This is a genomic window from Jiella sp. M17.18, from assembly GCF_041027365.1.
In the GTDB taxonomy this organism is placed as follows: domain Bacteria; phylum Pseudomonadota; class Alphaproteobacteria; order Rhizobiales; family Rhizobiaceae; genus VKMB-3413.
In genome coordinates this window covers 84867-100093 of record NZ_JBFTEH010000014.1, presented here as the reverse complement: position 1 = coordinate 100093, position 15227 = coordinate 84867, and the positions used below count along the sequence as shown (strand labels likewise).

At 66.4% G+C, this 15227-nt stretch carries 13 protein-coding genes, 1 tRNA gene and 3 pseudogenes; 12 read left to right on the top strand and 5 right to left on the bottom strand.

All coding sequences use genetic code 11. The annotated features are described in order from the left end of the window. Positions 1–333 (bottom strand): annotated as a pseudogene (locus tag AB5S17_RS21005) (sorbosone dehydrogenase family protein); the annotation flags it as partial. A gap of 286 nt (positions 334–619) precedes the next feature. On the opposite strand from AB5S17_RS21005, the gene AB5S17_RS21000 reads away from it, so the two are divergent. From AB5S17_RS21000 to AB5S17_RS20990, 3 genes are read left to right on the top strand one after another with little or no spacing between them, the layout of a single operon-like run. Next, positions 620–1288 (top strand): DUF1326 domain-containing protein, encoded by a 669-nt coding sequence (locus tag AB5S17_RS21000; protein WP_369243089.1) that lies wholly within the window; start codon positions 620–622, stop codon positions 1286–1288. Continuing rightward, on the top strand, positions 1285–1917 hold the full coding sequence (locus AB5S17_RS20995) for a DUF1326 domain-containing protein (protein WP_369243087.1): 633 nt from the start codon (positions 1285–1287) through the stop codon (positions 1915–1917). The genes AB5S17_RS21000 and AB5S17_RS20995 overlap by 4 nt, the downstream gene beginning before the upstream one ends. Position 1918: 1 nt before the next feature. After that, positions 1919–2755, top strand: a complete 837-nt coding sequence (locus AB5S17_RS20990; protein ID WP_369243085.1) for a DUF2182 domain-containing protein — start codon at positions 1919–1921, stop codon at positions 2753–2755. A gap of 269 nt (positions 2756–3024) precedes the next feature. Here the strand turns inward: AB5S17_RS20990 and AB5S17_RS20985 are convergent, their stop codons facing one another. From AB5S17_RS20985 to gshB, 4 genes and pseudogenes are all read right to left on the bottom strand, one after another. Continuing rightward, on the bottom strand, positions 3025–4674 hold the full coding sequence (locus AB5S17_RS20985) for a hypothetical protein (RefSeq protein WP_369243083.1): 1650 nt from the start codon (positions 4672–4674) through the stop codon (positions 3025–3027). A gap of 150 nt (positions 4675–4824) precedes the next feature. Further along, positions 4825–4914 (bottom strand) — tRNA-Ser (locus AB5S17_RS20980). A 655-nt stretch (positions 4915–5569) separates the two neighbouring features. Further along, a pseudogene (locus AB5S17_RS20975) lies at positions 5570–5806 on the bottom strand (SH3 domain-containing protein); the annotation flags it as partial. A 245-nt stretch (positions 5807–6051) separates the two neighbouring features. Beyond that, positions 6052–6990 carry a glutathione synthase gene (gshB, locus tag AB5S17_RS20970; protein ID WP_369243081.1) on the bottom strand — a complete coding sequence of 313 codons (939 nt, stop codon included), beginning with the start codon at positions 6988–6990 and terminating at the stop codon, positions 6052–6054. Positions 6991–7390: 400 nt separating this feature from the next. On the opposite strand from gshB, the gene efp reads away from it, so the two are divergent. From efp to AB5S17_RS20925, 9 genes and pseudogenes are all read left to right on the top strand, one after another. Further along, positions 7391–7954 (top strand): elongation factor P, encoded by a 564-nt coding sequence (efp, locus tag AB5S17_RS20965; RefSeq protein ID WP_369243079.1) that lies wholly within the window; start codon positions 7391–7393, stop codon positions 7952–7954. Between the two features lie 47 nt (positions 7955–8001). Beyond that, the gene (locus tag AB5S17_RS20960; RefSeq protein ID WP_369243077.1) at positions 8002–8844 is read left to right on the top strand and encodes an inositol monophosphatase family protein; all 843 of its coding nucleotides are present in this window, start codon (positions 8002–8004) and stop codon (positions 8842–8844) included. Positions 8845–9088: 244 nt separating this feature from the next. Beyond that, positions 9089–10098, top strand: a pseudogene (locus tag AB5S17_RS20955) (flagellar motor protein MotA); the annotation flags it as partial. A gap of 4 nt (positions 10099–10102) precedes the next feature. Further along, the gene (locus tag AB5S17_RS20950) at positions 10103–11131 is read left to right on the top strand and encodes a peptidoglycan -binding protein (RefSeq protein ID WP_369243075.1); all 1029 of its coding nucleotides are present in this window, start codon (positions 10103–10105) and stop codon (positions 11129–11131) included. 88 nt (positions 11132–11219) lie between these two features. Beyond that, entirely contained in the window at positions 11220–11987 is a 768-nt protein-coding gene (locus AB5S17_RS20945; protein WP_369243099.1) for a DUF805 domain-containing protein, read from the top strand. Between the two features lie 134 nt (positions 11988–12121). Next, positions 12122–12826 carry a helix-turn-helix transcriptional regulator gene (locus AB5S17_RS20940; protein ID WP_369243073.1) on the top strand — a complete coding sequence of 235 codons (705 nt, stop codon included), beginning with the start codon at positions 12122–12124 and terminating at the stop codon, positions 12824–12826. Between the two features lie 16 nt (positions 12827–12842). Then, positions 12843–13262 carry a VOC family protein gene (locus tag AB5S17_RS20935; protein WP_369243097.1) on the top strand — a complete coding sequence of 140 codons (420 nt, stop codon included), beginning with the start codon at positions 12843–12845 and terminating at the stop codon, positions 13260–13262. A gap of 204 nt (positions 13263–13466) precedes the next feature. Beyond that, positions 13467–14720 (top strand): sorbosone dehydrogenase family protein, encoded by a 1254-nt coding sequence (locus AB5S17_RS20930; RefSeq protein WP_369243071.1) that lies wholly within the window; start codon positions 13467–13469, stop codon positions 14718–14720. Positions 14721–14868: 148 nt separating this feature from the next. Then, a complete protein-coding gene (locus tag AB5S17_RS20925) occupies positions 14869–15213 on the top strand; it encodes a cytochrome c (RefSeq protein WP_369243069.1) in 345 nt (114 codons plus the stop codon). Positions 15214–15227: the final 14 nt, after the last annotated feature.

Genomic DNA, 15227 nt, shown 5'->3' with positions numbered 1-15227 from the left:
GGCCTGCTGCGCGTGGTCCATGAGGCTGCGCGGCGTCTCCGGCTGTTCCTTCGATTCCGCCACGAGGACGTCGCCATTGGGAAGGACCTCGATCCAGCGGGGATGATCGAGGTTCGACGCGAAGGCATTGACCTGAAGCCCCGGCGCAGGGGTGGGCAGACGCCCGTTCTTCTAGCCCTCTGCGGCGGGAAGCTTCAAAGTCATGATTCCTTGTTTTCGCGCATCCGGAATCTGGGGTGTCAGCCCGACGGCTTGATGCGACGGAGAACCAAAGCGCCTGACGAGCGCGACAGCGCCACCCACGACTTCAGTTGCCTTCGCGACAATTCCCATAGTCGACCGCCTTGTTCTGAAGAGCATTTGGGAGATTACCAACACCTGCAGGGGTTTGGCACCGATAAGCGGTTTTCATCGTGACATGAGGCTACGTCAAGGCATCTCAAGCTCTTGCATCGGTTCCCAGTCATCTTGCCATCGAGCCACCGGTCGAAGCTCTTGGCAGTTTTCCGCCTGCTGTACTCCAAACCGGACGGTCCGCCTTCGGCCTTGGGCCGCCGACCCGCGCCTTTCCCTCCGCATCCGATACTGTTAAAATGCGGTCTTTCTTCGGAGAACTGTAATGCCCTACGTGGATTGGGCAATAAAGGGACCCAAGATCGCGGCGTGCAGTTGCGATTACGGATGTCCCTGCGAATTCAACGGCAAGCCGTCGGAGGGCCTCTGCGAGGGGCTCGAATGCATGCGGATTAATGATGGCTGGTTCGGTGATCTGCGGCTGGACGGCCTCGAGGTCGCGGCGGCCTACCGTTGGCCCGGCCCCGTGCATGAGGGCGGGGGCGTCGTTCAGGGGTTCATCGACAGCGCGGCCACTCCGACCCAGGTCGAGGCGCTGGGTACCATCCTCGGGGGCGGCGAGCAGGAGCCGACCACTGTCTTCAATATCTATGGCGCGACGATCGCCAAGGAACTGCCCCCGATCTTCGCTCCAATCGACTTCGGCAGCGACATCGAGGCGCGAACCGGCTGGTTTCGGATCGAGGATCAACTCGCCCTCGAACGGGAGCCCATCCGCAATCCCGTGACGGGACTAGCCCACCGGGCTCGCATCGTACTGCCCGAGGGTTTCGAATTTCGTGAAGCTGAGGTCGCAAGCGGCACGTTCACCAGCGGTGGCGAGATCCGCATGCATAGGCAGAGCCGCTACGGCGCGCTCTGGAATGCCGCGTACGGGCCACACGGCATCATCGACCCTAAAGGCCTGGCCGAACCTGAAAGGATGATGCCATGACGCCATGGGAAATCGAAGGGGTCGAGTTGGTCAATTGCAACTGCGCCTATGGATGCCCCTGCCAGTTCAATGCCCTGCCAACGCACGGATACTGCCAGGCGAACGGTGCAATCGAAATCCGGCGGGGGCACCATGGGAGGGTCAGTCTCGACGGGATGCGCATAGCGTTCATCTTCCAGTGGCCTGGCGCCATCCACGAAGGTGGCGGCAAGTGCCAGCCGATCATCGACGAGCGCGCCGACGATAACCAGCGTCAGGCGCTTCTGAAGATCATGTCGGGGGAGGACTCCGAGCCCGGCAGGACGATGTTCAACGTTTTCGCATCGACGGTGAGCGAGGTCTTCGAGCCCGCTTTCCGTAAAATCGACATGGACGTCGATGTTGATGCGCGCCGCGGCAAGATCCATGTCGACGGCTTCATCGACACGGTGGGCGAGCCCATCCGCAATGTCGTGACTGGACTGGAACATAGGGCACGGATCGACCTGCCCGACGGGTTCGAGTACATGCTTGCGGAAGTTGGCAGCGCCTCCTCAAAGACGCGGGGGCCGATCGCTTTCGATCTCGAGAACTCCTACGGCCAGTTCGCCCGCCTGCATATGAACGGGCAGGGGCCGATCAGGGTCTGACATGGCCGAGGCGACCCCGCAGACATCGACGGTGGAGCTAATCATCCGGCGCGACCGCCTTGTCATGCTGATCGGCCTCGTCGCACTCGCCATGCTAGCCTGGGCGTGGCTGCTGGTCGGGGCCGGCACCGGCATGAACATCTGGATGATGAGCCGTCCCGCGATCTTTCCGGGCGGGGAGGCAGGGATGACGATGCCGGCGGCGGCGTGGTCCCCTGCGACCTGGTTCGTCATTGTCGGCATGTGGTGGATCATGATGATCGCCATGATGATCCCAAGCGTTGCCCCGATAGTGCTGCTCCACGCCCGCGTCAGTCGCCATGCACAGAGTAGGGGACAGATGGCCGTCGGCGCGATTCCATCCGGCTTCTTTCTCGGCGGTTATCTCGTCGTCTGGCTTGCCTTTTCGCTGGTCGCCACCACTCTTCAGTTCGCCTGCGAACAGCTCGGTCTACTGTCCCAACCGATGATGTGGTCGGTGAGTATGTGGCTGACGGCGGCGTTGCTCGTCGCCGCCGGCCTCTATCAGTTGTCATCGTTCAAGCAAGTGTGCCTGGAACACTGCCGCTCGCCTGCCGAGTTCCTGTCGCGGCACTGGAGGAAAGGCCGCTCGGGGGCATTCCGCATGGGTGTGGAACACGGCGCCTACTGCTTAGGCTGCTGCTGGGCCCTGATGTCGCTGCTGTTCGTAGGCGGCATCATGAATGTCTACTGGATCGCGGGGCTGGCTATCGTCGTCCTGCTCGAGAAGTTGCTGCCTCGCGGAGACAAATTCGCGCTGGCGTTCGGTCTGATGTTCGTGGCGGCGGGGACTTGGATCGCGATAAGGGCCGTCTGATCAGGCGAATACTCTGCTCGAGCGTGGGGCTATCAATTGTATGGCGGCTTCCTTGTGCATCGGCGTGGGGTCCCGACGCCGATCGGCGCGGTAAGCCACTGATCATGTTCGAGCGGTGGGGTCATCGCGCGGAGCCGAATGACATGGGTGAGGGCGGCGAGAGCGGCATGGAGAACGTTGCGCTGACGCCGCCGCCAGATACGATCTCGGGCACTGGCTTGGGCGGCAGACTGCGACAGCGGTCGGTGTTGCGGATCGACCCTCTGATGCTAACCGGATTTTTTCGCGCGAGCGCGTGCCAGCCTCTCTTCAAGAGCGATAGCCCGCCGGATGTCGGCGCTGTAGAGCGGGGAGAGATTGACACCTGAGGGCAAGGGAACGGTTGCAACCGCGGGGATGAGCTCAGGCTCGATCTCCGCCCAGTCGTATCCTTCGTGTTCGTCGGCGGCGGCATGACCGGCCTGGAGCCGGACGGCTTGCGGGACGTGAGCACGATAATGGGTGATGCCGCGAGCTCTGATTCCATGGAACGTCTGTCCGTGCGCGCGTCCTCTTGCCCCCGCTCGTTTCAATAGCAGGTTCCCACGCTTCGACAGAGCTGCGGCCGGATCGTCCGCGGACATGGCCTCGGCGAACAAGAAGCCTCGCTCATCCATCAGTTCCACGACCCCGAGCCTCACGAGTTCCTCGTGAAGGACGAACGGAACCATGGATTCGTCGGTCTTGATCGGCGTGCGGGCCCTACGACCGGGAAGGACGACGCTTTCGGTCGGTCTGACGATGTAGTGACTATTGACCTTCTCGAGCCAGTCTCTGTTCAAAAACGTGAACAAACCGATGCGGCGCGCGGTCAGAAGGCCAACGACAGGAAGCAGAAGGGCGACGAGCGATCCGTCGCGTGCGCCTTCGACGATCGCCTTGTTGAAGATGTCGAGCGGCAGCGGCCGAGACCGCGACGGACGGTTCTTGCGCGGCTTTTCCAGGCGGATTCCGTCACAGGGATTGCTGATCTTCACGTTTCCACATTCGCGCGCGAAGACCGCTCGGACGGGAGCTAGGTAGGACGCGATCGTCCCGGCAGATAGCGCCGAGGAGCCGTTGAGCGCTGGCGCAATCAGATTGCCGCCGTCGTCGATGCGAACCTCTTCAGGCGAGAAGCGGGCGGGCAGCCTGCGGAGAATTCCCACATACGTCCGGATGTCGCTCTGGCGGTAGTCTGCGATCGTCCGATCGCCTGTCACGTGGCGGAAGAACCAAAGCATCCTGTCGTATCGGACAACGTCCTTCTCGGACATTGTCCGTCGCCCCTTCAACTCGTCGACATACGCCTCGCTTGCAGCTGAAAACTTGATACCTGTGGCTGTGGCGGCCGGTGGTTCCGGGACCCGGACGTCGAGGACCTGATCGACATGGTCAACGCACGTCTCGTCTCGCCCGAAGGCGCTCAGCATCGACTTCACCGTCTCCCGAGCTGGCTTCTCCAGGAGTCCAGCGATGTGGGGCTGCGTCCGGGCGGTCGCTTCCAGAGCTCGGAGCTGATCCATGAAGGGGAGCATGGCAAGATGGGGGGACGCGCGGGACAACCGCCCCGTCTTCATCTGTGCGAGCATGGTGTTCGCCGCCGCGACCACTTCGTCGACGACGGCGCGCTTGGCTGCTGGAAGATCCTGATAAGAGAGTGACGTGGTTTCGCTGTCTTCGGTCAATGCGTGGAGCCTCCGCAGCCCGTCCCCCCATAGAAGCCGGCATTGCGCTGCCGCCTGCTCGCCGACGGCCCGGGCCTGCTGACGGGTCAGCGGCCCGAAACTGGCGCGCAGGAACTCGCCACCGCTGACGGCAGCCGAATCACTTGCAAGGATACCACGAAGCTGGCTCGGAAGGCGCATCGTGAAGCGCCAACCGGAGCCGACCGGGGACATGTAGCGAACCCTTCGCGACGGGTCCCTCGGACCGGCCCGAACTGGAACATTGGCTGGAACATTCGACACGACTCGATCCCATGACCTGGGATCGGCTTAAAAACGCCTGCACTCTCAATGTCTTAGGAAGGCCGGCCGCCGAATCTGGCGTGGCGGAGAGGAAGGGATTCGAACCCTCGATACGGTCTCCCGTATACTCCCTTAGCAGGGGAGCGCCTTCGACCACTCGGCCACCTCTCCACGCCGTCCGGATACCATATTTCGGGGGCTTCGCAACCCGCCGATGCGCGGTTTCGTCGAATCCCGGAGTTCGGCGGCGAAAACGATCGCGGCGCGGGAGAGACCCGCGCCGCGATGAAAGGCCTGCGGCAGCGCGCTCTTGCGCGCCTGCCTCACTGCACGCGGTAGAGCGGCACGGGCGGCTGCGGGCCGCGGTGGTCGCCGTCGAAATCCCGGTGATCGCCGCGGTCGTGCCGCCCGAAGTCGTGGCGGTCGCCACGATGATCGCCACGGTCCCAGCGGTCGTCGTGCCCATCGCGGCCATGGTCGCGCCACCGGTCGCGCCGGTCGGCGCGGNGCGGTGGTCGCCGTCGAAATCCCGGTGATCGCCGCGGTCGTGCCGCCCGAAGTCGTGGCGGTCGCCACGATGATCGCCACGGTCCCAGCGGTCGTCGTGCCCATCGCGGCCATGGTCGCGCCACCGGTCGCGCCGGTCGGCGCGGTCCTGCCAGTGATCGGGGCGCGGATGGAAGCGCGGGCCCTCGTAGCGGCCCCGCTCGCGGTAGAAGTCGCGGCCGCGATAGTGATTGTTCCAGTAGCTGTCGATCGAGAAGGTGATCACCGGCGCCGAATAGGCGTCGAACTCGCGATGCCCGGCATAGGCGAGATAATTCGACGACATCCAGCCGCGCTGGCCGTCATAGGCGACGTCGCACCAGGACCGCGTCTGCAGGCAGCCGAAGACGCGCACGGCGTCGCCCTCGCCGACGACGTTGACGGCGGGATAGTCGGTCGACGGGCCGGCCCTGAGGTTCACGTCGGTCGTGGCGATGGCCCGCTCGGCGGCAAGGCTCGTGCCGGCCAGGGCGAGCGTGCCGAGGACGGCGGTCGCGGCGAAAAGCTTGAGCTTCATGGTTCTGTTCCTTCCCCTCGTCGGAGTTTGATCTGTTGGGGGATTAAGCCACGGCGACGCCGAACCGTTCCGGAACAGCGCGGTCATCTCCGGTTCATGTTCGTTGCGGCCTGTAACGGTTCTGCGGCAGCCGCGGCGCAGGTCGGGGGAGGGCAGCGCGCTCGTCCCCGCCGGGGGGAGGCGGCGTCGCGCCGTCGGCCATGGGGTGCGGGCGACTGCGCTCGCGCCCCTTCCGGCGCGGCGGATCAGAGCCGCGCTTCGATCGCGTCCCAGATCATCGCGGCGATGTCGTTGCCGCCGAAGCGCTTGACCTCGCGGATGCCCGTCGGGGACGTCACGTTGATCTCGGTCAGGTAGTCGCCGATGACGTCGATGCCGACGAAGATCAGGCCGCGCGCCTTCAGGGCCGGGCCGATCCGCTCGCAGATCTCGCGCTCGCGCGCCGTCAGTTCGGTCGCGACCGCCTTGCCGCCGACATGCATGTTGGAGCGCGCGTCGGTCTCGGCCGGGACGCGGTTGATCGCGCCGGCGACTTGCCCGTCGACGAGGATGATCCGCTTGTCGCCCTGGCGCACGTCCTTGAGGTAGCGCTGGACGATGAAGGGTTCGCGGAACAGGAGCGCGAAGGTCTCCATGAAGGAGGTGAGGTTGCGATCCTCCTTCGTGATGTGGAAGACGCCGGCGCCGCCATTGCCGTAGAGCGGCTTCAGCACGATCTCGCCGAACTCGGCACGGAAGGCCTGCACCTCGGCGATGTCCTTGGTGATCAGCGTCTCCGGCATCAGGTCCGGGAACTCGGTGACGAAGATCTTCTCCGGCGCGTTGCGCACCGAGGCCGGGTCGTTGACCACCAGCGTCTTCGGCTGCACCCGCTCCAGGATGTGCGTCGAGGTGATGTAGGCCATGTCGAAGGGCGGATCCTGGCGCAGGAGCACCACGTCGAAGCCGGAGAGATCCACCTTTTCCGACGGCCCGAGCGTGAAATGGTTGCCCTCCTCCTCGCGCAGCTCCAGGCGCTCGCCGCGCGCGGTGACGCGGCCGTCGCGCATCGACAGGCGCTCGGGCGTGTAGTGGAACAGCGTGTGCCCGCGGCGCTGTGCTTCGAGGCCGAGGGCGAAGGTGGAATCGCCTCTGATCGAGATCGAGGAGACATGGTCCATCTGGACCGCGACATCGAGCGCCATGGGGGCTCCTTCGGGACGGGTGCGAGAGCGTGTCGGCCATGGTGGTAGCGTCGGGCCGGGCCGCTGGCAACGGCGGCGAGCGGCGCGGCGGAAGACACAGCGGTCGCTTCCGCGCGAACGCCCTGCGTCGGACGGCGAGGGCGCACGGCAACGCCCACCGTGCCAAGGCTCGATGCGGCCCCTGCCGCTCCCGGCCGACGGGCGCCGCCCGGTCCCGGCTTGAACGCGGCGGCATTCTGTGGTCTTGAGCGGCGCATCGCTCGACATTGCGAATGCCGCGAACGGACGCAGACGCCTCCGCAAGGGCCGGGCGAGTGCGCCGACGGCGCCATGCCGCAGCCGCCGCGATGCCGCCTGCGAACTCCACCAAGTGTCCAGCATCCGTTTTCCGAGTGTATCGATGAAGATCAACGGCAATGAAATCCGCCCCGGCAGCGTGCTCGAGCACGATGGCGGTCTCTGGGTCGCGGTGAAGACCCAGCACGTGAAGCCCGGCAAGGGCGGCGCCTTCGCGCAGGTGGAGCTGAAGAACCTCCTCGACGGCACCAAGCTCAACGAGCGTTTCCGCGCCTCGGAGACGGTCGAGGAGGTGCGGCTCGACCTCGCCGACTACCAGTTTCTCTACGAGGAGGGCGAGATGCTGGTGTTCATGGACACCGAGAGCTTTGAACAGCTGGAACTCGCCAAGGATTTCGTCGGCGACCGTGCCGCCTTCCTGCAGGACGGGATGATGGTGACGGTGTCGAGCTATGACGGCCGGCCGATCGGCATCAAGCTGCCCGGCCAGGTGGTCCTTGCGATCGCCGAGGCCGATCCGGTGGTGAAGGGGCAGACGGCCGCCTCGTCCTACAAGCCGGCGGTGATGGAGAACGGCATCCGCGTGATGGTGCCGCCCTTCATCGAGGCCGGCGAGAAGATTCTGGTCGACACCAACGAGATCACCTATCTGAGGCGGGCCGACTGAGCGGCTCGCTCGTGGTCCTTCCCATTCGAGACTAAAGAAAGAATCCGATGGCCCGTTCGGCGCTTCTCAATGTCATGACGCAGGCCGCCATGAAGGCCGGCCGCTCGCTGATCCGCGATTTCGGCGAGGTGCAGAACCTCCAGGTCTCGATGAAGGGGCCGGCCGACTTCGTCTCCAACGCCGACCGCCGCGCCGAGGAGATCGTCTTCCAGGAGCTGTCGCGGGTTCGCCCCGACTGGGGCTTCGTGATGGAAGAGCGCGGCACGGTCGAGGGCCGCGATCCGCAGCATCGCTGGATCGTCGACCCGCTCGACGGCACCACCAATTTCCTGCACGGCATCCCGATGTTCGCGGTGTCGATCGCGCTTGAGCGGGACGGCCAGCTCGTCGCCGGCGTCATCCTCAACCCGGCGATGGACGAGCTCTACACGGCCGAGAAGGGCGGCGGCGCCTTCCTGAACGACCGGCGCATCCGCGTCGCCGCGAGAAAGACGCTGCCCGAGGCGCTGTTCGGCACGGGCATCCCCTTCCTCGGCCGCGGCGACCATGCCGGCTTCCTCTACGAGCTGCGCCAGATCATGGGCGAGACCTCGGGCGTGCGCCGCATGGGTGCCGCCGCGCTCGACCTCGCCTATGTCGCGGCGGGCCGGCTCGACGGCTTCTGGGAAGAGGCGCTGCAGCCCTGGGACGTCGCCGCGGGAGCGGTGCTGGTGCGCGAGGCCGGCGGCTTCCTCTCCGGCCTGACCGGCGAGAAGTTCGACCACATGCGCGGCGACATCGCCTGCGGCAACGAGTTCATGCACAAGGCGCTGGTCGACCAGCTGAAGAAGGCGCGCGCCCAGCGTCGGCGTGCGAGCGCACCGGCAGCGGAGACGCCGGCGGCGGACTGATCCCCGCCGGAGGGTCTCGTTCGGCGCGCCGCGAACGGGCGATGCCGTTCCAATGCTTACGATTCTTGCCTATTGTTTCCCACAATTAAGGCTGCGCACTCTTGCGCTGCCTGCGGATGTAGCCGAGGAGAGGACGAGCCGCGGCTCGGCCCGCAGAAAGAGATGGCGTCGGTCGCCCTGCAACGGGCGAAGAATTGAGTGAAAGTCGCGATGCAGGTCTTCAACGCGCCGAAAGACAAGACGGGAAGGCCGGATGACTACGATCCGACGCGGCTGTCGTCGCCGCTCGTCTTCTTGTGGTCTATGCTGGTCTTTCTGGCGCTGGCAGGCTTCGTCGCCGCCATTCTCGGCCGCCAGATCTCGACCGCCTTCTCGACCAATCCCGGCCTCAACGGCCTGATCATCGGCGTCCTCGCCGTCGGCATCTTCCTCGCGCTCCTGCAGGTGCTGCGCCTGTCGCGCGAGGTGCGCTGGGTCAACGCCTATCGCGACGGCGCATCGGACTTCGAGACGCTGCGCGATCCCGTCCTGCTCGCGCCGATGCGGGCGCTGATCGGTCGGCGGCGGTCGATCTCGCTGTCGACGACGTCGATGCGCTCGATCCTCGATTCGATCGCAACGCGGCTCGACGAGACGCGCGACATCGCCCGCTATCTCATCGGCCTCCTGGTCTTTCTCGGTCTGCTCGGCACGTTCTGGGGCTTGCTTCGCACCATCGGCTCGATTGGCGCGACGATCCAGGGGCTCGACCCCGGCGGCGGCGACACCGCGAGCATCCTCGACGCATTGAAGGCAGGTCTTTCCGCGCCGCTCTCCGGCATGGGCACGGCCTTCTCCTCATCGCTCTTCGGCCTGTCCGGGTCGCTGGTCCTCGGTTTTCTCGACCTGCAGATCGGCCGGGCGCAGAACCGCTTCTACACCGAGCTCGAGAACTGGCTCTCCTCGATCACCGATGTCGGCTCGGACATGGTGCTGCCGCCGGGGGCGGCGGTGGCCGGCACGGACGGCGCGGACGAGCTGCGGCTTCTCTCCGAACGGCTGAACAAGCTGATCCAGGACCAGTCGGCGAGCCCGCGCACCAGCGCCGCGATGGCGAATTTGGCCGAAAGCATCCAGGGCCTCGTCCAGCACATGCGCGGGGAGCAGCAGCTCCTGCGCGACTTCGTCGAGGCGCAGGCCGGCGAGCAGCGCGAGATGCGCCTCGTGCTCGACCGCCTCGCGGGGCAGATCGGCAAGACCGCGAAGGACGAGTGAGGCGATGGCGCTGTCGAGAAACCGCCGCAGCGAACGCACGATCGACTACTGGCCGGGTTTCGTCGACGCGCTGTCGACGCTGCTGCTCGCCATCATGTTCCTGCTGTCGGTCTTCGTGCTGGCGCAGTTTCTCCTCACCCGCGAGATCTCCGGCAAGGACGCGGTGCTCGACCGGCTGAACAGCCAGATCAACGAGCTGACCCAGATGCTGGCGCTGGAGCGCTCGTCGAGCCAGGACTACCAGGACCAGATCGCCACGCTGCGGGCGTCGCTGTCGGCGGCCGAGGACGAGCGCTCGCGGCTGCAGAAGGCGCTGGACACCGGCTCGGGCTCGGCCGCCGCCGCCAACGCCCAGGTCGCCGACCTGAAGGGCGCGCTCGACGCGCAGCAGCAGGTCTCGCAGCGCGCGCAGTCGCAGGTCGAGCTGCTCAACCAGCAGCTCTCGGCGCTGCGCCAGCAGATCGCCGCCTTGGAGAGCGCGCTGGGGGCGTCGGAGTCCCGCGACAAGGAGAGCCAGACCAAGATCGCCGATCTCGGCAAGCGGCTGAACATCGCCCTGGCGCAGCGCGTGCAGGAACTCAGCCGCTATCGCTCGGACTTCTTCGGCCGGCTGCGCGAGATCCTCGCCGACCGGCAGAACATCCGCGTCGTCGGCGACCGCTTCGTCTTCCAGTCGGAGGTGCTGTTCGCCTCGGGCTCGGCCGATCTGCAGCCGGCCGGCCAGGAGGAGATGGCCAAGCTCGCAGACGCCATCAAGGAACTCGTGCGCGAGATCCCCTCCGACATCAACTGGATCATCCGCGTCGACGGCCATACCGACAACGTTCCGGTCTCCGGCAGCCGCTTCAAGGACAACTGGGAACTCGCCACCGCCCGCGCCGACGCCGTCGTGCGCTTCCTGATCAGCCAGGGCGTGCCGCCGGAGCGGCTGGCCGCGACCGGCTTCGGCCAGTACCAGCCGCTGGAGGAGGGCGACACGCCCGAGGCCCGCGCCAAGAACCGCCGCATCGAGTTCAAGCTGACCGAACGGTAGGCGGATCCGGCTGCCGTCGGCGCTAAAGCTCCTGGTCAGCTCCCTTTGCGAGCCCTGCTGGTCTTCCCCGGCCTTTCCCTGCTTGCGTGTGCAACTGCATATTGTACCCTGCGGCGGGGAAAGACGATCGGCCGGGGCAGCAGCGTGGCTGCCGCGACGTCGCGGAGGGGATGTGTCGAGCCTTTGGTATGTCGTGGATGCGGGCCAGCAGGCGGGCCCTTATGAGGAAGACGTGCTTGCGAGCCTCGCGCGGGCCGGACTTCTTGAGGCGGACAGCTATGTCTGGCGCGATGGCATGGCGGACTGGCAGTTCGCGTCCGAGACCGAGCTCGCGCGGCTGTTTCCGCGAACTCCCGGGCCGCCGGCCTTCAGCGAACTCCGTCCCGACGCCAGTTCGGAGCGCGGCACAGGAGCCGCCGCCGGCGCTTTGCGCTGGTCGCCCACCGGCGATCCCGCGCGCAGCCCCTTTGCCGCGCCGCAGGAACGGCTGGAGGCCTCGCTCCCCGGCGCCAGCCTCGGACAGGCGTTTTCGCGATTCTGGAAAAAATACGCCGACTTTCGCGGGCGGGCGAGCCGGTCGGAATTCTGGTACGCAGAGCTCGGCATCGTCCTGCTGGCCTTTGCCATCGGCTTCGCCGAGCAGCTTCTCGCGCCACGGACCGGCCTGTTCGTCGGCGATCTCTACTCCCTTGCCGCGCTGATCCCTTCGCTGTCAATCGCGGTCCGGCGGCTTCACGACACCGGCCGATCCGGCTGGTACTACCTGCTCGTCTTCATTCCGCTGGTCGGTGCCCTCGTCCTTCTGGTCTTCTTCTGCCAGCGCAGCGACGAACGTCCCAACCGCTTCGGTTATTGAGCCAACGCATACCGGCCGCGGCCGGCGCCCCTCTGCCGCAAGTCCGGCAGGGCGCCTGCCGGCTGTTCTCCTCGCCGATTCCGTGCAGCCGTCGGAGTCGTCGTCCGTCTCGGCCGGTGGTATGAGTCCCGCTCATGTCCCGTGCCGCGCGTCTTCTGGATCTGATCGAGGTGCTGCGCCGCCACCGTCGTCCGGTGCGCGGGGCGGATCTGGCGAACGAACTCGGTATCAGCCTGCGCACGCTCTACCGCGACATCGCCACGCTTCAGGCGGACGGCGTGCCGATCGAAGGCGAGGCGGGCCTCGGCTACGTCCTTCGGCCGGGGCACACCCTGCCGCCATTGATGTTCGACGGCGACGAGGTCGACGCGCTCGTGCTCGGCCTGCGTTTCGTCGGGCGGCGGCTGCCCGAGCTGCTCGGCGCCAAGGCCGAGAGCGCGCTCGCCAAGATCGAGGCCGTGCTTCCGGCAGGGCGGAGCGCCGCCGAGGTCCAGTTGCTGGCGGGGCCGCGGACGGGCGCCGAGCCCCTCTGCCTGAAGCCGATCCGGGAGGCGATTCGAGGCGAGCAGTCGCTCGACATCCGCTATCGCGACCGGGAGGGACAGGAGACCGCCCGCCGGGTCTGGCCGCTCGCCGTCGGCTTCTTCGACGCGGCGGAGATGCTGGCCGCCTGGTGCGAGATGCGCGGCGACTTCCGGCATTTCCGGCTCGACCGGATCGCGGCTGCGAGCCCCACCGGCCTGCGCATGGGGCGGCGGCACCGGATCCTTTTGGCCGAATGGCGGCTGAAGCGCGAGGCGGACTCGCGCGGCCGTCGGGAGCCGGAGATCAGCGGCTGACGGCTGCTGCCACAGGCTGACACTGCCGCGCGCTACAGCGTCTCCCGTCACCAGAACGGGAGCCGATCATGACCGCAACACCCTACATCTCCTCTATGTCGCCGATCCGGAAGCGTCCGCGCGCTTCTACGGGCCACTCTTCCGGCGCGAGCCGATGGAGCTTTCGCCGACCTTCGCCCTTTTCGCGCTGGACGGCGTGATGTTCGGCCTGTGGAAGCGCGCCGGCGTCGAACCTGCGGCCGATGCCGGCATCGGCGGTTCGGAATTCGCGCTCCGCCTCGGCGACCGACCCGCCGTCGACGCCTTCGCGGAGCGACTGCCGCAGCTCGGGGCCACCGTGCTGCAGGCGCCCACCCAGATGGACTTCGGCTACACGGCGACGGCGCGCTCCCCGGACGGGCACCGCATCCGCGTCTTCGCCCGCACCGAAGCGTGACGCTGCCGGGGTTCGCCGGAGCGGCGGCAGGACGGCCGCCGCTCCGGCATCCGCCGTTGCCGATCCGTCGCTGCCCGACCGGCTGCATCCTGGAGGACACTTCTGCCGCGATTGACGGCCCGGTCTTGCCTGTGCCAGCATTTCTTCCGCAAGGGCAACAAGCTCTTTTGGCAAGCCGTGCAATGTTCGCGGCAGGGAGGAAAGATGAAAAAGGTGCTGCTCGGCACGGTTGCCGTGCTCAGCCTGTTGGCGGCGTCGCCTGCCTTTGCGCAGAGCGACAACATGAAGAAGCTGGAAGGCTTCAAGAAGACCGGCACGTCGATGGACTTCAAGACCGTCGACCAGACCGGAGAATATGCCGACCAGCTTCGAAAGAACCTCGAGAAGATCAAGCTGCCGGACGGCTTCAAGATCGCGCTCTATGCGGTCGTGCCCGATGCGCGCCACATCGCCATCGGCCCGCAGGGTGTCGCGACCTTCGTCGGGACCCGCAAGCAGAACGTCTGGGTCGTCACCGATCGCGACAAGAACCGCGTCGCCGACGAGGTGAAGCAGTTCGCGCCGTCGATTTCCTTCACCGTCCCGAACGGCGTCTGCTTCTCTAAGGACGGCTTCCTGTTCATCGCTGAACAGAACCGTGTCCTGGCGCTGCCGGCGGCGGAGTTCTTCTATGAGAGCCCGGACGTCGCGGTCAGCGTGGTGGTCGACCAGGGCAAGCTGATCCCGCCGTCGGAGGAGAGCTTCAACCACACCGCGCGGGTCTGTCGGGTCGGCCCGGACGACAAGCTCTACATCACGCTGGGCCAGCCCTTCAACGTGCCGCCGCCGGAGAAGCTCGACCTCTACGGCAAGGTCGGAATGGGCGGGATCATCCGGATGAACCGCGACGGCACCGGCCGCGAGGTCTTCGCCACCGGCGTCCGCAATTCCGTCGGCATGCAGTTCAACCCGGCGAACGGCGATCTGTGGTTCACGGACAACCAGGTCGACGGGATGGGCGACGACATCCCGCCGGGCGAGATCAACCGTGCCACCAAGGCCGGGGAGAACTTCGGCTTCCCCTGGTACGGCGGCGGAGACGTTCGCACGAACGAATACAAGGACTCCGAACCGCCGGCCGGCACCATCATGCCGCAGGTGACGATGACTGCTCACGCCGCCGACCTCGGCATGGACTTCTACACCGGCACGATGTTCCCCGCGAAGTATCGCGGCGGCATCTTCTCCGCCCAGCACGGCTCCTGGAACCGGACGCAACCGACCGGGGCGCAGGTGATGTTCACCCCGGTGAAGGAAGACGGCACCGCAGGCGAGCCGGAGGTTTTCGCCAAGGGCTGGCTGACGGCAAGCGGCGAATATATCGGCCGCCCGGTCGACGTGGAAATGATGAAGGACGGCTCGCTGCTCGTCTCGGACGATCTCGCCGGCGCGCTCTACCGCATCTCCTACGAGAAGTAGGCTGGAAGGTCGGGAGGTGCGTCCTGCGCCTCCCGGCACCTCCGCTTCGCCGTCCACCGCATCGCGAAACGGCAGGCGATCCCGACCTATCGCGGCGCGTCTGTCGGGCCGGCGGTGCTGTCGCCCTTGTCATCCGGAACATTGGACCATGATCACAAGCTGCATGATCCCGGCCGCGCTCGCTCTGGCGGCCATCCCCGCTCTCGCGCCGTTTCCGGCCGGTGCCGCCGATCTCGCCGCCGGCAAGGCCCGAGCGGCGATGTGCGCCACCTGCCACGGTCCGAAGGGCCTTGCCGTCGTGCCGGACGCACCGAATCTCGCCGGCGACAGCGCCTACTATCTCGCTGCGCAGCTGAAGGCGTTCAAATCCGGCAAGCGCCAGCACGAACAGATGTCGCTGATCGCCCAGAGCCTCAGCGATGGCGATATCGACAATCTGGCCGCCTGGTTCTCGGCAATCACCGTGGAAGCGACCTTGCCACCGGTCAAGTAGCGGCGGCCGCTTCG